13 protein-coding genes are annotated in these 16,805 nt (G+C 69.5%); 5 read left to right on the top strand and 8 right to left on the bottom strand.

The window, feature by feature from the left end:
* Nucleotides 1-198: 198 nt before the first annotated feature.
* The 5 genes from trxB to carB all read right to left on the bottom strand — a co-directional run bounded on the left by trxB (nt 199) and on the right by carB (nt 6,840).
* Nucleotides 199-1,179 carry a thioredoxin-disulfide reductase gene (gene trxB, locus H288_RS0115755; protein WP_020093541.1) on the bottom strand — a complete coding sequence of 327 codons (981 nt, stop codon included), beginning with the start codon at nt 1,177-1,179 and terminating at the stop codon, nt 199-201.
* Nucleotides 1,180-1,193: 14 nt separating this feature from the next.
* Nucleotides 1,194-2,243, bottom strand: coding sequence for a mitochondrial fission ELM1 family protein (locus H288_RS0115750; protein ID WP_020093540.1), 1,050 nt, complete (start codon nt 2,241-2,243; stop codon nt 1,194-1,196).
* 51 nt (nt 2,244-2,294) lie between these two features.
* Entirely contained in the window at nt 2,295-2,795 is a 501-nt protein-coding gene (locus tag H288_RS0115745) for a hypothetical protein (RefSeq protein ID WP_020093539.1), read from the bottom strand.
* 4 nt (nt 2,796-2,799) lie between these two features.
* Nucleotides 2,800-3,276 (bottom strand): transcription elongation factor GreA, encoded by a 477-nt coding sequence (gene greA / locus H288_RS0115740; protein WP_170855149.1) that lies wholly within the window; start codon nt 3,274-3,276, stop codon nt 2,800-2,802.
* Between the two features lie 90 nt (nt 3,277-3,366).
* Complete coding sequence (carB, locus tag H288_RS0115735; protein WP_020093537.1) at nt 3,367-6,840, bottom strand: carbamoyl-phosphate synthase large subunit; 3,474 nt, start codon at nt 6,838-6,840, stop codon at nt 3,367-3,369.
* 353 nt (nt 6,841-7,193) lie between these two features.
* On the opposite strand from carB, the gene H288_RS0115730 reads away from it, so the two are divergent.
* A complete protein-coding gene (locus H288_RS0115730) occupies nt 7,194-7,583 on the top strand; it encodes a pseudoazurin (protein WP_020093536.1) in 390 nt (129 codons plus the stop codon).
* Between the two features lie 33 nt (nt 7,584-7,616).
* Here H288_RS0115730 and H288_RS0115725 read toward each other — a convergent pair whose 3' ends face one another.
* Together H288_RS0115725 and carA are read right to left on the bottom strand one after the other, a co-directional pair.
* Entirely contained in the window at nt 7,617-7,994 is a 378-nt protein-coding gene (locus H288_RS0115725) for a hypothetical protein (protein ID WP_020093535.1), read from the bottom strand.
* Between the two features lie 185 nt (nt 7,995-8,179).
* A complete protein-coding gene (gene carA, locus H288_RS0115720; RefSeq protein WP_020093534.1) occupies nt 8,180-9,403 on the bottom strand; it encodes a glutamine-hydrolyzing carbamoyl-phosphate synthase small subunit in 1,224 nt (407 codons plus the stop codon).
* 192 nt (nt 9,404-9,595) lie between these two features.
* Here carA and H288_RS0115715 point away from each other — a divergent pair, with 192 nt between their 5' ends.
* The 4 genes from H288_RS0115715 to H288_RS0115700 all read left to right on the top strand — a co-directional run bounded on the left by H288_RS0115715 (nt 9,596) and on the right by H288_RS0115700 (nt 15,564).
* Entirely contained in the window at nt 9,596-10,057 is a 462-nt protein-coding gene (locus tag H288_RS0115715; RefSeq protein ID WP_020093533.1) for a GatB/YqeY domain-containing protein, read from the top strand.
* Nucleotides 10,058-10,157: 100 nt separating this feature from the next.
* Nucleotides 10,158-12,047: a DNA primase gene (gene dnaG, locus H288_RS0115710; RefSeq protein WP_020093532.1), complete on the top strand. Its 1,890-nt coding sequence runs from the start codon at nt 10,158-10,160 to the stop codon at nt 12,045-12,047.
* 198 nt (nt 12,048-12,245) lie between these two features.
* Complete coding sequence (gene rpoD / locus H288_RS0115705; protein ID WP_020093531.1) at nt 12,246-14,228, top strand: RNA polymerase sigma factor RpoD; 1,983 nt, start codon at nt 12,246-12,248, stop codon at nt 14,226-14,228.
* 76 nt (nt 14,229-14,304) lie between these two features.
* Nucleotides 14,305-15,564, top strand: a complete 1,260-nt coding sequence (locus H288_RS0115700; protein ID WP_020093530.1) for an adenylate/guanylate cyclase domain-containing protein — start codon at nt 14,305-14,307, stop codon at nt 15,562-15,564.
* An 89-nt stretch (nt 15,565-15,653) separates the two neighbouring features.
* On the opposite strand, the gene H288_RS0115695 is transcribed toward H288_RS0115700, so the two are convergent.
* Entirely contained in the window at nt 15,654-16,775 is a 1,122-nt protein-coding gene (locus tag H288_RS0115695; protein WP_020093529.1) for a glycosyltransferase, read from the bottom strand.
* Between the last annotated feature and the right edge of the window lie 30 nt (nt 16,776-16,805).

Genomic DNA, 16,805 nt, shown 5'->3' with positions numbered 1-16,805 from the left:
GATCACCGGGCGAACTGCGCGGTGCCGCGTGCGGATGGCCGCTCCCGACACCGCGCGGGCATGCAATCGGTGCATCCCGGCGCAGTCAGCACTCCTATGCACACGGCGCATGGTCCTGCGCAAGCATAAGCAGCGCGAACTTGTTGAAATGCGGGGCCTGACGGCTTCGCGCGGGAGGTGCGGAGGCCCGTCCGGCCGTCATTCCGCCGCGGCGGCCTGGACCGGGCTCTCACCGATCTCGAGATTGGCCAGGAACTTCTCCGCCTCCAGCGCCGCCATGCAGCCCATGCCGGCGGCGGTGATCGCCTGGCGGTAGACGTCGTCAGTGACGTCGCCGGCGGCGAACACGCCCGGGATCTCGGTCTCGGTCGTGCCGGGCTTCACGGTGAGATAGCCGCCGTGGCGCATGGGCAGCTGCCCCTCGAAGATGGCGGTCGCCGGCTGATGGCCGATCGCCACGAACACGCCGTCGGCCTTCACCTCGCTGATCTCGCCCGAGCGCGGATCCTTGAGACGGACGTGCGTCACGTTCGGTGCCGGCTTCTGCACGCCGCAGATCTCGGCGATCTCGCGGTGCCACAGCACCTCGACGTTCGGGTGCTTGAACAGGCGCTCCTGAAGGATCCGCTCGGCGCGAAAGCTGTCGCGGCGGTGGACCACCGTCACCTTGCTGGCGATGTTGGCGAGGTACAGGGCCTCCTCGACCGCGGTGTTGCCGCCGCCGACCACCACGACGTCCTTGCCGCGGAAGAAGAAACCGTCGCAGGTCGCGCAGGCCGAGACGCCGCCGCCCTGGAACGCCGCCTCGGACGGGATGCCGAGCCACTTGGCCTGCGCCCCGGTGGCGATGACCAGGGCGTCGCACGAGTAGGTCTCGCCGGAATCGGCCTCGAGGCGGAACGGCCGCTGCTTGAGATCGACCTTCGTGATGTATTCCGAGACGATCCGGGTACCGACGTGCTCGGCCTGGAGGCGCATCTGCTCCATCAGCCAGGGGCCCTGGATGGCCTCGGCGAAGCCCGGGTAGTTCTCGACATCGGTGGTGATCATGAGCTGGCCGCCCGGCTGGAAGCCGGAGATCAGCAGCGGCTCGACCATGGCGCGGGCGGCGTAGATCGCCGCCGTGTAGCCGGCGGGTCCCGAGCCGATGATGACGAGCTTGGCGTGGGTGTGGGCCATCTGTCTCGGTCTCCTCAGGCCGGTCCGGCCGCGCGGCGCGCGGCATAGGCGTCGGCGAGCGCCCGGGCGATCACCGGAGTCGCATCGATCGGCTTGTACGTCAGATCTGCCAACTGACCGGTGAACGGTCGCAGCGCCCCGGCGATCGCCAGCCCGGCGAACATGCGCCGATGCCGGATATAGGTACGCGGCAGGTCGAACAGCAGGACCGGCGCGCCGGTGGACACCGCCTCGCTCACCATGTTGGCCGAGTCGGAGGTCACGACGATCGCCTCGGCGAGCGCCAGCATGGCCACGTAGGGGTTGTCGCCGCTCCCGTCCCAGAGGAACCCACCAGTCTCGGCGGCGAGCACCTTCACGGCGTCGCGGAGCGGGTTCGGCGTCCGGCGGGAGATCGTCACCATCAGCCGGCAGCCCTGCGCGGCCAGCCCGCGCAGATCCTCCACGAGGCGGTTCATGTCGGTCTTGCGGTAGCTCAGGTGACGGCTGTCGCCGCCGACCAGCACCGCCACCCGCGGGCCGTCGAGGCGCGCGAGCCGCGGATCCGGCCGGGCCCGGGCCGCGGCCAGGCGCGCCGCGGTGACGAGGTGCGGCGCCGTGAGCGTGGTGAAGACGTTGGGACCGCGCAGATCGTCGTAATCCGGCACCCAGATGAAGTCGGCGCTGTCGGCGCCGGTCCGCGGATCCTTCAGGAAGGCCGTGAAGGTCCGGCCGCCGGTCGCGCGCCGCACGGTCCGCAGGTACGGGACCGACCGGCGGCCGGAGGCGATCAGGATGTCGGGGTAGGGGCCCGACAGGGCGCCGGCCCGGCGGCGCGGGCCCTCGCGCGGGTCGATCGGCCCCCAGGGCGCCATCCAGCCGAATGGTCCTGAGGCCGGCACCTTCCGGATCTCGAAGTCGAGACCCAGGGTCTCGGCGATGCCGACGCACTGGTTCTCGTCGCCGGCCTTGCCGTCCGTGACGATCCAGGCGCGGGCGCGGGCGAGCTCGGGCAGGCGCTCGCGCCGCGGGTCCGAATTGCTGACCGGCGCGCTCTGCGCCTCCGACACGTCGATGCTTGCCATGCTCCTCACCGGATACGCCCCACGCTGCCGACCGGGGCCGGCGGCCGCCTTCTAATCCCGCGGCAGGTCGCGGGCGAGCCACTGGGCGTAGATGTCGGCGATGGCGGCGAGCCGGCGCTGCTCGAATTGCGGATCGTACCACGCGCCGCCGTAGCTCGACGGCGTCGCGGTCATCTGCGGGTAGCGCCCGAGCACCTGCCCCTTGGGCCCGACGAGCAGCGCCTCGCCCTCCATGTAGTCGGTCTCGAAGTTGCCGCCCAGGCCGCGCAGGGAGCCGCTGCCGACATAGGGCCGGAGCGACAGGCTCGTCACGACCACGACGAGGCGCGGCCCGCGGCCGCCGATCCGACCGGCGAAGTTCTTCCGCAGGGCGTCGGTCAGGTCGCCGGCCAGCGCCTCGGCCTGCAGCCCCGCGCCCTTGTTCAGGAGCGGCCGCACGTCGACCCTGACGTCGGAGAAGACCGGAGTCGGCGGAAAGTCGCTCGCCGCCGCGGACCCCGCGACGGCACCGAGGAGCAGGCCGGCGAGCCGGCCCCACGTACGCGGGCGCATCGGCTCAGCCGCCGTACTGGACGGCGACGACCTCGTAGGACTTGCCGCCCCCGGGCGTGGTGACCTCGACCGTGTCGCCGACGCCCTTGCCGATCAGCGCGCGGGCGATCGGCGAGGTGATCGAGACCCGGCCCGAGCGCACGTCGGCCTCCGGCTCTCCCACGATCTGGTAGGTCTTCTCCTCCTCCGTGTCCTCGTCGACGAGCTTCACGGTGGCGCCGAACTTGATCCTGTCACCCGAGAGCTTCGTGACGTCGATCACTTCGGCCCGCGCGATCATGCTCTCCAGTTCGAGGACGCGGCCCTCGTTGTGGGACTGCGCCTCCTTGGCGGCGTGGTACTCGGCGTTCTCCGACAGGTCGCCGAGCGCGCGGGCCTCCGCGATCGCCTGGATGATGCGCTGGCGCTCCACCTGCTGGCGGTGCTTCAGCTCCTCTTCGAGGGCTGCCAGCCCGCGCACCGTGATCGGAACCTTGTCTATCGCCATCGTCTCGCGCCACAATGAAGAGGCCCGGCCGAGAGTGCAGCACTCTCCCCGGGCCATGAAATGAAGTCAGCGGAACCCTGAGGTTCAGGCCGCGAAGTATTCCTGCAACGCGCGGACCTTGAGATCGCCTTCTAGATAGGCCTTGATCCCCTCGGCCGCGGCCATCGCGCCGGCTAGAGTGGTGTAATACGGCACCTTATGCAAGAGGGCCGCGCGCCGGAGCGAGCGCGAGTCCGACAGGGCGCCGGCCCCCTCGGTGGTGTTCAGGACGAGGTGGATCCCGCCGTTCTTGATCGCGTCGACCACGTGCGGCCGGCCCTCCAGAACCTTGTTGATCCGCTCTGCCGGAACGCCGTTCTCCGCGAGGTAGCGCTGCGTGCCGCCGGTCGCCAGGATGGTGAAGCCGAGATCGGACAGGAGCTTCATGGTCGGCAGGATGCGGGCCTTGTCGGCATCCCGCACCGAGACGAAGACGGCCCCCGCCTTCGGTACCTGGGTGCCCGAGCCGAGCTGGCTCTTGGCGAAGGCCACGCCGAAGCTGGCGTCGAGCCCGATCACCTCGCCGGTGGAGCGCATCTCCGGTCCGAGCAGCACGTCGACGCCGGGGAAGCGGGCGAAGGGGAAGACCGCTTCCTTCACGGCGATGTGCGGCAGGGTCTTGGGCTTCAGGCCGAAGGTCGCGAGCGGCTCGCCCGCCATGATCCGGGCCGCGATCTTGGCGATCGGCTCGCCGATGACCTTGGCGACGAACGGCACCGTGCGCGAGGCGCGGGGGTTCACCTCCAGCACGTAGATCGTGCCGTCCTTGATGGCGTACTGCACGTTCATCAGGCCGACGACGTTGAGCGCCAGCGCCATGGCCTTGGTCTGCCGCTCCAGCTCGTCCACGATCTCGGCCGAGAGCGAGCGCGGCGGCAGGGAGCAGGCCGAATCGCCGGAATGGATGCCGGCCTCCTCGATGTGCTCCATGATGCCGGCGATGAACACGTCCTTGCCGTCGCAGACCGCGTCGACATCGACCTCGACCGCGTCCGACAGGTAGCGGTCGAACAGGAGCGGGTTCTTGCCCAGCACCGTGTTGATCTGGCCGGTCTTGTCGTTCGGGTAGCGGGCCTTCACCTCGGAGGGGATCAGGCTCGGCAGCGTGTCGAGCAGGTAGTCGGCGAACTGCGTCTCGTCGCGGATGATCGCCATGGCGCGGCCGCCGAGCACGTAGCTCGGGCGGACCACGAAGGGCAGGCCGAGCGTCTCGGCCACCAGCCGGCTCTGCTCGACCGAGTAGGCGATGCCGTTCTTCGGCTGCTTCATCGCGAGCTTGTCGAGGAGCCGCTTGAACTGGTCCCGGTCCTCGGCGAGGTCGATCGCGTCGGGCGAGGTGCCGAGGATCGGCACGCCGGCGGCCTCGAGGGCGCGGGCGAGCTTCAGCGGGGTCTGGCCGCCGAACTGCACGATCACGCCGTGCAGGGTGCCGGCCTGCCGCTCGGTCTCGATGATCTCCAGCACGTCCTCGGCGGTCAGCGGCTCGAAGTAGAGCCGGTCCGAGGTGTCGTAGTCGGTCGAGACCGTCTCCGGGTTGCAGTTGACCATGATGGTCTCGTAGCCGGCGTCCGACAGCGCGAAGCAGGCGTGGCAGCAGCAATAATCGAACTCGATGCCCTGGCCGATCCGGTTCGGGCCGCCGCCGAGGATCACGACCTTCTTGCGATCCGAGGGCTCCGCCTCGTCCACGACCGCGCCCGCGAACGGCGCCACGTAGGTCGAGTACATGTAGGCGGTGGGCGACTTGAACTCGGCCGCGCAGGTGTCGATCCGCTTGTAGACCGGCCGCACCGCCAGGGCGCGCCGGGCCGCGCTGACGGCGGCCTCGTCGGTTTTGGCCAGCACCGCGAGGCGGGCATCCGAGAAGCCGGCGGCCTTGAGCTGGCGGAAGGCGCCGGCCGTCTTCGGCAGGCCGTGGGCCTTCACGCGGTTCTCGAGGTCGATGATCGCCTGGAGCTGCTCGAGGAACCACGGGTCGATCTTGCAGGAGGCGTAGACCTGCTCGTGGCTGACGCCGAGCCGCAGGGCCTGCGCGACCTTGAGCAGCCGGTCCGGGGTCGGAGTGCCGATCGCCGCCTTGATGGCGTTGTGGTCGTCGCCCTTGCCGAGCCCCTCGATCTCGATGTCGTCGAGGCCGGTCAGGCCGGTCTCGAGCGAGCGCAGGGCCTTCTGCAGCGACTCGGCGAAGCAGCGGCCGATCGCCATGGCCTCGCCCACCGACTTCATGGCGGTGGTGAGCGTCGGCTCGGCGCCCGGGAACTTCTCGAAGGCGAAGCGCGGGATCTTGGTGACGACGTAGTCGATCGTCGGCTCGAACGAGGCCGGGGTCGCGCCGCCGGTGATGTCGTTGGCGATCTCGTCGAGCGTGTAGCCGACCGCGAGCTTGGCCGCGACCTTGGCGATCGGGAAGCCGGTGGCCTTGGAGGCGAGGGCCGAGGAGCGCGAGACGCGCGGGTTCATCTCGATCACGATCATGCGCCCGTTCTCGGGGTTGATCGCGAACTGCACGTTCGAGCCGCCGGTCTCGACGCCGATCTCGCGGAGCACCGCCAGCGATGCGTCGCGCATCACCTGGTATTCCTTGTCGGTGAGCGTCAGCGCCGGCGCGACGGTGATCGAATCGCCCGTGTGGACCCCCATCGGGTCGATGTTCTCGATGGAGCAGACGATGATGCAGTTGTCGTTCCGGTCCCGGACGACCTCCATCTCGTACTCTTTCCAGCCGAGCACGCTCTCCTCGATGAGCACCTCGTTGGTCGGCGACGCGTCGATGCCGCGCTCGACGATGTCGAGGAACTCCTCGCGGTTGTACGCGATGCCGCCGCCGGTGCCGCCCATGGTGAAGGACGGCCGGATGATCGCCGGCAGGCCGACCTCGGCCAGCGCGATCAGCGCCTGCCCGATCGCGTGCTCACCGTAGCGCTTGCGCCGCTCGGTCTCACCCGCGGCCCAGCTCTTCTCGTAGGCCGCCAGCGCGGTCTGGCGCGCCGCCGGATCGCTGTTCGCCGCCTCGATCCTGGCGATCTCGGCCAGGTAGGCCTGACGGTCCGCCTTCTTGGCGGCGGACGCGTTGGCGAGCGCCGATTTCGGGGTGTCGAGCCCGATCTTGGTCATGGCGTCGCGGAACAGGCTCCGGTCCTCGGCCTTGTCGATGGCCTCGGCGGTGGCGCCGATCATCTGCACGCCGTACTTCGCGAGCACGCCCATCTTCTGCAGCGACAGGGCGCAGTTGAGCGCCGTCTGGCCGCCCATCGTGGGCAGGATCGCGTCGGGGCGCTCCTTCTCGATGATCTTGGCGACGATCTCCGGGGTGATCGGCTCGACGTAGGTCGCGTCCGCCATGTCCGGGTCGGTCATGATGGTCGCGGGGTTCGAGTTCACCAGGACGATGCGGTAGCCCTCCTCGCGGAGCGCCTTGCAGGCCTGGGTGCCGGAATAATCGAACTCGCAGGCCTGTCCGATGATGATCGGACCCGCACCGATGATCAGGATCGAGGAGATGTCGGTGCGTTTGGGCATCGTGGGCCTTCTCAGGCCAAGCGCGCCCGATCGGGCACGGCTCGAGTGAGCCCTGCTCCCGGACGCGCGTGGCGGGAATGTCGTTGAGCCCCGCGTTTACACGGGCGACGGGCGCATTGGAAGGCCGGGACAACCGCGCAGTCTGGCCGCGCGCCCGGCGCATGGATGCGGCATCGATCCTTCGATTTGGAGGATTTATAAATTCTCAAAAGAATTCATCGATTTCTTGCAGGAGATTGACGCCGGACCTTAAGCTCCGATGGATCGGCCAGCGCGCCGATCGACATCATCATCGTTCGAGACCGAAAATGCTCAGGCTAGCGACACTCTTCGCGATACTTCTGATCGGCTCGATGACGGGCGCGAACGCTTCGGAGGTCGCCATCAAGACTTTGAACAGCGGTCCGGGCGGGATGATGGTCTTCGACCCGGCCTTCGTGAAAATCCAGCCCGGCGACACGGTGCGGTTCGTGCCGGCCGACAAGGGTCACAATGCCGAGCTGATCAAGGGGATGGCGCCCGAGGGCGCGGCGCCGTTCAAGACGGTGGTCGGCAAGGAGGAGGCCGTGACCTTCGACAAGCCCGGCCTCTACGGCATCAAGTGCTCGCCGCACTACATCATGGGGATGGTCGGCCTCGTCCAGGTCGGCGACAGGCCCGAGAACCTGGAGGCGGCCCGGGCGGTGCCGCAGAACAAGCTGGCCGCCAAGCGGTTCGAGCCGCTGTTCGAGAAAGTTCAGTAGGCGCCGGGGCGGCGCTGGCCGCCCCGATCCGTCTCAGAAGCCGGCGTGGAGCGCGGCGACCGCCCGGTCGATCGAGAGGTAGAACACCCCGAAGGCCACCAATGCGGCGGCCGCGAACTCCACGGCGACGTTCGAGAGCGTCTGCGCGCGGCGCAGGGCCTCGCGGCCGAAATAGACCGAGACCCAGGCGAGGGCGAGGACCGCCGGCATGGCGAAGAGGTAGGACACCGTGCTCTCGACGCGGTCGAATCCGCCGGTCGGATCGATCAGCGCCCGGATGTTGCGCACCCAGGGGGCGTAGACGGCGGCGTAGAGGGCGGTCAGCCAGGACAGGCCCGCGGCGACGCCGAGATGGAAGGTGAAGCTGCGGTGCAGGCGGGAGAAATCGTCGCGCGCCTCGTCGATGGTCATCCGGCAATCCCCTGCGACGGACCGCCGTCGCCGGGCGCGGATGCGCCGCCGTTCAGGGGCCGTCGTGGGCTCCCTTAAGCCGTCCGATCTGGCGGATTTTATGGCCCCGCCGCGGCCCGATTGGGGTCGGGACGCAGGACTGAAAGGCCGCGCCGCGGCTCCGCGGCGCTCGCGAGGACGACGCGTCAGGCGCGCTCGGGTTCGCCCGAGCGCATCAGCGTCACGAAGCGCTCGAAGAGGTAGTGGCTGTCGCGCGGGCCGGGGGAGGCCTCCGGGTGGTGCTGCACCGAGAAGGCCGGGCGGTCGGTGAGGGTCAGGCCGCAATTCGAGCCGTCGAACAGCGACACGTGGGTCTCCACGGCCGTCTCCGGCAGGCTGTCCGGGTCCACCGCGAAGCCGTGGTTCATCGACACGATCTCGACCTTGCCGGTGGTCTTATCCTTCACCGGGTGGTTCGCGCCGTGGTGGCCCTGGCCCATCTTCACGGTCCGGCCGCCGAGGGCGAGACCCATCAATTGGTGGCCGAGGCAGATGCCGAAGGTCGGCACCTTCTCGTCCAGGAGCTTGCGAATCACCGGGACCGCGTAGGCGCCGGTGGCGGCCGGGTCGCCGGGGCCGTTCGACAGGAACACGCCGTCCGGCTTCAGCGCCAGGATCTCCTCGGCCGTCGTGGTGGCCGGCACGACGGTGACGTCGCAGCCGGCCTGGGCGAGGAGGCGCAGGATGTTGCGCTTCACGCCGTAATCGATGGCCACGACCCTGAGGCCCTCGCCGGGTGCGCGCGTGCCGTAGCCGTTGCCCAGCGCCCAGACGGTCTCGGACCATTCCGACGGCGCGCGGCTCGTCACCGGCGGAACGAGGTCCAGCCCCTCCATCGGCGCGAGGGCCGCCGCGCGGGCCTTGAGGGCCTCGCGGTCGAAATTGCCCTGGGGATCGTTGGCGATCACGGCGTTGGGCATGCCCTGGTCGCGGATGCGGGCCGTGAGCGCCCGGGTGTCGACGCCCGTGATGCCGACGATGCCGCGCGCCTTGAGCCACCCGTCGAGATGCGACGAGGACCGCCAGTTCGACGGGTTCGTCACCGCCGAAGCGATGACGGTGCCGCGGACGCCCGAGGCCGGTGCCGCCTCCAGGCTCTCCAGATCCTCGTCGTTAGTACCGACATTGCCGATATGCGGGAAGGTGAAGGTGACGATCTGGCCGGCATAGGACGGGTCCGTCAGGATCTCCTGGTAGCCGGTCATCGCGGTGTTGAAGCAGACCTCGCCGTCGGCCACGCCGGTCTGGCCGATGCCGAATCCCTCCAGGATGGTGCCGTCGGCCAGCACCAGCAGAGCCGTCGCGACGGGCTCGGCCCAGGGCTCGGGAGCCTGAGGCTCGGGGGCATGCGCGGCGGCGTCTTGCAGCATGGGCTGAGTCTCGCTTATGTCCGGCCGAAGGCGGGCGCCGGGTTGCGGCGCTCTCGGCTTGCGGCATGATCGTGTGCGGCGCTCTTAGCGAGCGGCCCGCGATGGGGTCAATGTGGCTCCGCTGCCGGCAGGGCTCAACTCCCGCAAATCGCAGGCCAGCCCCCCGCTTCGACCGTTGGAAGGTTCATCGAGATGCTGCGCGCGCGCTTCACCACCGAGATGAAGGAGGCCATGAAGGCCGGCGACAAAGAGCGGCTGGCGACCGTCCGGATGATTCAGGCCGCCCTGAAAGACCGGGACATCGAGGCCCGCGGCAACGGCAAGGAGCCGATCTCCGACGAGGAGATCCTGTCGCTGCTCCAGAAGATGATCAAACAGCGCACCGAATCGGCCGCGGTCTACGAGCAGGGCGGCCGGCCGGAACTCGCCGCCAACGAGCGCGCCGAGATCGCCATCGTCGAGACGTTCCTGCCGAAGCAGATGGACGAGACCGAGACGAAGGCCGCGGTCGAGGCGGCGATCCTCGAGACCGGCGCGGCCGGCCCGAAGGACATGGGCAAGGTGATCGCCGCCCTGAAGGGCACCTTCGCGGGCCGCATGGATTTCGGCAAGGCGAGCGGCCTGGTGAAGGCCGCGCTGGCGGCGAAGGGCTGAACCTCTCCCCGCAATCCTCCACCGGATTCCGGGCGTGTGAGGGACTCGGTCACGCCTCTCGCGCTATAGGAGCGGGTTCACGCAACCCGTCCCAGGCCCCGTGCGCTATCCGCCCCACATCCTGGAAGAAATCCGTTCCCGGCTGCCGGCCTCGTCGGTGGTCGGCCGCCGCGTGCAGTTGAAGAAGGCCGGACGCGAGTGGCGCGGCCTGTCGCCGTTCAACGCCGAGAAGACGCCGTCCTTCTACGTGAACGACCAGAAGCAGTTCTACCACTGCTTCTCGTCCTCCAAGCACGGCGACATCTTCACCTTCCTGATGGAGACGGAGGGCCTCAGCTTCCCCGAGGCGGTCGAGCGGCTGGCGGGCGAGGCCGGCGTCAGCCTGCCGGCGCCCACCGAGGACAACCGGGCCAGCGAGCAGAAGCGGGCCGGGGCGATCGAGGTCATGGAGATGGCCGCGCGCTGGTTCGAGGAGCGCCTGCGGTCGGGCCAGGGCAGCGAGGCCCGCGCCTATCTCGAGCGGCGCGGGTTGCGGGACGAGACGCAGCGGGCCTTCCGCCTCGGCTACGCGCCGGGCGAGCGCTACGCCCTGCGCGACCACCTCGCCGGGCAGGGGGTCGAGAAGGCGCTGATGGTCGAACTCGGCCTGCTCGCGGCGGGGGAGGGGGTCTCCGTCCCCTACGACTATTTCCGCGACCGGGTGATGTTCCCGATCACCGACACCCGCGGCCGGGTCGTGGCCTTCGGCGGCCGGGCGCTCGCCAAGGAGGTGCGCGCCAAGTACCTCAACTCGCCGGAGACGCCGCTCTTCCACAAGGGCCGGACGCTCTACAACCTGCACGGCGCCCGCAAGGCCGCGCATGATCGCGGCTCGATCATCGCGGTGGAGGGCTACGTCGACGTCATCGCCATGACGCTCGCGGGCCATCCCGAGACGGTGGCGCCGCTGGGCACCGCTCTCACCGAGGACCAGCTCGGGCTGCTCTGGCGCCACGCCGACGAGCCGATCCTGTGCTTCGACGGTGACAAGGCCGGCCAGCGGGCGGCCTTCCGGGCCCTCGACATCGCGCTGCCGCTCCTCGAGCCCGGCCGCTCGCTGCGGATCGCGCTGCTGCCGGGCGGCCAGGATCCGGACGACCTGCTGCGCTCGGGCGGCCCGACGGCCATCGACCAGGTGCTCGCGGCCGCGCTTCCCCTCTCGGAGCTGCTGTGGCGGCGCGCCCTCGAGGCGGGACCGGTCGACACGCCGGAGCGCCGCGCCGGCCTGACCCAGACCCTGCGCACCACCGTCGCGACGATCCGCGACGAGACCGTGCGGCGCTACTATCGCGACGATGTCGAGGAGCGCCTGCGCGGCCTGTCGCCCCGCGCCAACCGCGCCACCGGCGCGGCCCCGCGCGGACGCCAGCGCTTCGCCCGGCCCGGCGAGCCCGTCTCGCCGCGCATCACCGGGAGCCCGAGTCCCTCGGTGACGGCCTCGGCGGGCTTCACGGGCGCCGCCCCGGTGCGCGAGGCGGTGATCGTCGGCACCCTGCTGGCCCATCCCGAGATGATGGCGGAGTTCGGCGAGGAGGCGGCCGAGCTCGACTTCGCCGATCCCGACGCCCGGGCGCTGCTGTCGGTCCTGCTGGCCTGCGCGGCCGAGGACGAGGACACGGCGCCCGAGGTGTTGCAGAACCGCATCAATCGCGCCGGACTCACAGGGGCGGCCGACCGAATCCTCGCCCTGGCCCGCTCGCGGGACCGCACGACCCTGGCCCCGCACGCCGATCCTGCCCACCGCGCAGACGCGCTCCGACAGGCGATGATCTTGCACCGGCAGGCAGGAGCGCTACATAGCGAACTTCGCGAAGCACGGCAGGCGTTTGAGGACGATCCGACCGATGCCGGGTGGGCATGGCTCTGCGAAGTGAAGGCGAGGCTGGAAACCGTCATCGCCGCCGAGGCGGAGGCCGATGCACCGGTGTCGAGCGACTCGACGGCCGTGTGATGCCTGTGTCATGGCGGTGGCGGGGTGACGTGTCCCGCCATAGTTAACAATCGGTCAAGCCTCGGGCTTGCATACGGAAACCGACGACTCACGGCGACCGGAGCGATCCGGCGCCGATCTCATACAGCGGCGCCGACGGCGTGGACCGGCCTCATCGGGGCCTCCGCTACGCGCCGCGTGCGAAACAATAGGCTGATCATGGCGACGAAGGCAACGGAACGGGACGAGACGGACGCTGCCCCCGAGCAGCAGACCGACGGGCCGCTCCTCGACCTGACGGATGCTTCGGTCAAGCGGATGGTCAAGCTCGCCAAGAAGCGCGGCTACGTGACCTACGAAGAGGTCAACGAGGTCCTGCCCGAGGGGCAGTCCGATCCGGACCAGCTCGAGGACGTGCTCTCGCAGCTCTCCGAGATGGGCATCAACGTCGTCGAGGCCGAGGAGACCGACGAGGCCGCGGGCGAGAAGGCCGCGGACGGCGAGGAGGAGGAGGCCGAGGGCGGCGAGGTCGCCGAGGTCGCGCCGGCGCGCGCCGTCGCGGTCGCCACGACCACCAAGGAGCCGACCGACCGCACCGACGATCCGGTGCGCATGTACCTGCGCGAGATGGGCTCGGTGGAGCTCCTGTCCCGCGAGGGCGAGATCGCCATCGCCAAGCGCATCGAGGCCGGCCGCGAGGCGATGATCGCGGGCCTCTGCGAGAGCCCGCTGACCTTCCAGGCGATCATCATCTGGCGGGACGAGCTCGTGGAGGGCAAGGTCCTCCTGCGCGACATCATCGACCTCGAGGCGACCTACGCGGGCCCGGACGGCAAGAACGCGCCGCAGATCGCCGAGGGCGAGGACGGCGGGGACGACGCGGAGCCGCCCGCGCCGCCGGAGGGTGGCGACGACGAGGACGACCTCGAGAACAACGTCTCGCTCGCCGCTATGGAGGCGGAGATCAAGCCGCGGGTCCTCGAGACCTTCGACGCGATCGCCGCGAACTACCGCAAGCTGCGCAAGTTCCAGATCGAGGGCACCGAGCGCAAGGCCGCCGGCGAGCAGAACACCCCGGCCCAGAACCAGAAGCAGATCGAGCTGAAGGACATCGTCGTCGCCGACGTGAAGTCCCTGTCTCTGAACAACAACCGCATCGAGGCGCTGGTCGGCCAGCTCTACTCGATCAACAAGCAGCTGATCGGCCACGAGGGCCGGCTGATGCGCTTCGCCGAGAGCCACGGCGTGGCCCGCGACGAGTTCCTGCGCCACTACCAGGGCTACGAGCTCGATCCGAACTGGATGGAGCGCGTCGGTACGCTCGGCGGCAAGGGCTGGAAGAACCTGGTCGAGCGCGGCTCGAGGCAGGTGGCGGAGCTGCGCGCGCAGATCCTCGACCTCGCCTCGGAGACGGGCCTGGAGATCGGCGAGTACCGCCGCATCGTCAACATGGTCCAGAAGGGCGAGCGCGAGGCCCGGCAGGCCAAGAAGGAGATGATCGAGGCGAACCTGCGCCTCGTGATCTCGATCGCCAAGAAGTACACGAACCGCGGCCTGCAGTTCCTGGATCTGATCCAGGAGGGCAACATCGGCCTGATGAAGGCGGTCGACAAGTTCGAGTACCGCCGCGGCTACAAGTTCTCGACCTACGCGACGTGGTGGATCCGTCAGGCGATCACCCGCTCGATCGCCGACCAGGCCCGGACCATCCGCATCCCGGTGCACATGATCGAGACGATCAACAAGATCGTCCGCACGTCGCGCCAGATGCTGCACGAGATCGGCCGCGAGCCGACCCCGGAGGAGTTGGCCGAGAAGCTGGCCATGCCGCTGGAGAAGGTCCGCAAGGTCCTGAAGATCGCCAAGGAGCCGATCTCCCTCGAGACGCCTATCGGCGACGAGGAGGACAGCCACCTCGGCGACTTCATCGAGGACAAGAACGTCGTCCTGCCGATCGACGCGGCGATCCAGTCGAACCTGCGCGAGACCACGACGCGCGTGCTCGCCTCGCTCACGCCCCGCGAGGAGCGCGTGCTGCGCATGCGCTTCGGCATCGGCATGAACACCGACCACACCCTGGAGGAAGTCGGCCAGCAGTTCTCGGTGACCCGCGAGCGCATCCGCCAGATCGAGGCGAAGGCGCTGCGGAAGCTGAAGCATCCCTCGCGCAGCCGGAAGCTCAGGAGCTTCCTGGACAACTGAGCCCGCGCCGCGAACCGCGCGGCGCTTCCCCGTCGCCCGCGTTGCCACGGTGCCGCGCGGCATCCAGTCTGGCGCCATGCTCGAACGCCGCCCGCCAACGCCCGGATCCCCGACGGCCTTCGCGGACGGCTCGGAGGCCGACGACGTGCCCTTCGGCGCGCTCCAGCCCTCCGTGGGCATCCGCGACTGGCTTCTCGGCGAGGGCGCGCGGATGCCCAACGCCGAGGAGATGCTGGCCGGGCTCGCCGAGCGCCTGATCGCGATCGGCGTGCCGGTGGACCGGGCCTCCACGGCGATCGACACCCTGCACTCGGAGTATGCCGGCGTCGGCCGAATCTGGACGCGGGACGGCGGCACCACCGTGCGGCTGTTCCCCCACGGGGCCCGCTCGACGGACGCGTACCTCAACAGCCCGTTCCACACGGTCCACGAGACCGGGGAGTGGCTCATCCTCGACCTGTCGAAGACTCCGGACGACGCCTACGCGATCGTTCCCGACCTGAAGGCTGGCGGCTACACCCACTACGTCGTGGCGCCCCTGTTCTTCACGAACGGCACGCAGAACGGCATCACCTTCGCCACGCGGGCCCCCGAGGGGTTCCGGGACGACGACATCGCGATCCTCCGCTTCGTCATGCCGGCGCTGGCGGCCGTGATGGAGATGCGCGTCCTCAACAAGCAGCTCGACCACGTGCTCCGGCTCTATGTCGGCGACGAGCCGCACCGGGCGATCCTGGCCGGCGACATCCGCCGCGGGCAGGTGACCCGGATCCGCTCGGCGATCCTGTTCGCCGACATGCGCGACTACACCCGCACCACCGCCGACATGACGCCGGAGGAGGCGGTGGGCCTGCTCAACGTGTTCTTCGACTGCCTCGTGCCGCCGATCGAGCGTGAGGGCGGCGAGGTCCTGAAGTATCTCGGCGACGGCCTGCTGGCGATCTTCCGGGAAACCGGCGACGATCTGGGCGGCGCGGCCAAGGGCGCGCTCACGGCGGCCCAGCACGCCCTGGCGGCCCTCGACGAGGCGAACGCCCTGCACCAGTTCCCGGTGCCGGTGGCCGCCGGCATCGCGCTCCACCACGGCGAGGCCGCCTACGGCAATGTCGGATCCGGCTCACGCCTCGACTTCACGGTGATCGGCCGCGACGTGAACCTCGCGAGCCGCATCGCGCAGCTGAACCGCGCCCTCGGCGAGCCGCTGCTGATGTCGAAGCCCTTCGTGGACTTCCTCTGGGGAGACCCGATCCCAATGGGAGAGCACCGGCTCAACGGCTTCGACGAGCCCATGGCGGTGTTCCGGCCGAAATTCCTGCGGCCGCGCAAGTCCAGCTGAGCGGCCCTCCGATCGGACCCGACGTCACGCGGCGCTCGCGGAGATCCGCCGCGATCTGAGGCTCGCGGGCGATCCGCGCGCGGTGCGTGTCACCACGTCGGCACGAACGGCAGAGCGTAGGGTGTGTGCCGGCAACCCCAGACCGGATCGATCATCTGCGCCATCACGTCCCGGGCCAGGGCGCCGGCGCGTATGGCGACCTCCCGCGGGACATGCGCCCGCTCGAGGATCTTCAGGCAGGCATGTCCGCAGGCGCTGAACTGGCCGCTGTGGTACGCGTTGAGGGCGAACTCGTCGAGCAAGCCGTACTCGTAGACCCACGGGTTCAGGGAGATGCCCTCGCTCGGAAGCTCGAGAGCCAAGCCCGCCTCGGCGTAACGATAGCCTTCCGCGAACCGCTTCCTCAGCCTGCAGAATCGGCTGGCCCCGTGGCGCGCCTCCGCCCGCCCCGGACGGATTGCGGTGGCGCGCTCGTAGAGCTGCAGCACCCTGTCCTCCGGCTCGTCGAGGCGCTCCGCGTTCACCGCGGCCATCAGCAGGTTGAAATAGACCTCCTCGTCCCATCCGCCGAGATCGGCCCGCTTCAGGAAACAGGCGAACGCTTTCCGGTACTCGCCGGCGGCGTCGTAGGTGGTGCCGAGGTACATCGTGTACCGGGCGATCATGAAGGGGTCCGTCTCGACCGCCAGTGCCTTCTCGAGGACGGCGATATCCCGCGCGTCCGCCGTCGCGTCGCGGTGGCGGGCACCGTCGTCGCCCCGACGCATCGCGAGGGGGAGGATCGGTGTCTCTGTCACGCCGGGGCAGCTGAGGAATTCGTGCAGCACGCCCCGGTAACGCCAGTTCTCCCGGGTGCTGACCAGCTGGTTGCGCCAGTACCGCGTGTGCGCGTCGATGATCTCGAACCGATAGCCGGGCGCACGCAGCTTCGGCATCGTGAATTCCGCCGGGACGATCAGCTCATCGTCGGCGTCGATGATCAATGCGTACTGCGCGTGACGCCGCGCGAGTTTCAAGGCCTCGTTCCGGTTGAAGGCGAAATCGACCCAGGGGCGCTCGACCAGAGCACCCGGTATGTCCGCGAGCGCGGCACGGACGACATCCTGGGTTCCATCCGTCGAGCCGGTATCGACGACGATCCAATGATCGATGATCGGACGAACAGAATCGAGGCAACGCCGGATAACGTGGGCCTCGTCCTTCACGATCATGGACAAACAGATCGTCGATCCGCGATTCTT

Source organism: Methylobacterium sp. 285MFTsu5.1, assembly GCF_000383455.1.
GTDB lineage: Bacteria > Pseudomonadota > Alphaproteobacteria > Rhizobiales > Beijerinckiaceae > Methylobacterium.
Note: the sequence above shows the minus strand (reverse complement) of the source record. Positions and strands in the feature narration are given on the sequence as shown.

Bases quoted from the DNA above. Each gene is read 5' to 3' on its own strand.
- trxB (WP_020093541.1), bottom strand. From the start codon at position 1,179: ATGGCCCACACCCACGCCAAGCTCGTCATCATCGGCTCGGGACCCGCC.
- H288_RS0115750 (WP_020093540.1), bottom strand. From the start codon at position 2,243: ATGGCAAGCATCGACGTGTCGGAGGCGCAGAGCGCGCCGGTCAGCAAT.
- H288_RS0115745 (WP_020093539.1), bottom strand. From the start codon at position 2,795: ATGCGCCCGCGTACGTGGGGCCGGCTCGCCGGCCTGCTCCTCGGTGCC.
- carB (WP_020093537.1), bottom strand. From the start codon at position 6,840: ATGCCCAAACGCACCGACATCTCCTCGATCCTGATCATCGGTGCGGGT.
- H288_RS0115730 (WP_020093536.1), top strand. From the start codon at position 7,194: ATGACGGGCGCGAACGCTTCGGAGGTCGCCATCAAGACTTTGAACAGC.
- H288_RS0115725 (WP_020093535.1), bottom strand. From the start codon at position 7,994: ATGACCATCGACGAGGCGCGCGACGATTTCTCCCGCCTGCACCGCAGC.
- carA (WP_020093534.1), bottom strand. From the start codon at position 9,403: ATGCTGCAAGACGCCGCCGCGCATGCCCCCGAGCCTCAGGCTCCCGAG.
- H288_RS0115715 (WP_020093533.1), top strand. From the start codon at position 9,596: ATGCTGCGCGCGCGCTTCACCACCGAGATGAAGGAGGCCATGAAGGCC.
- rpoD (WP_020093531.1), top strand. From the start codon at position 12,246: ATGGCGACGAAGGCAACGGAACGGGACGAGACGGACGCTGCCCCCGAG.
- H288_RS0115700 (WP_020093530.1), top strand. From the start codon at position 14,305: ATGCTCGAACGCCGCCCGCCAACGCCCGGATCCCCGACGGCCTTCGCG.
- H288_RS0115695 (WP_020093529.1), bottom strand. From the start codon at position 16,775: ATGATCGTGAAGGACGAGGCCCACGTTATCCGGCGTTGCCTCGATTCT.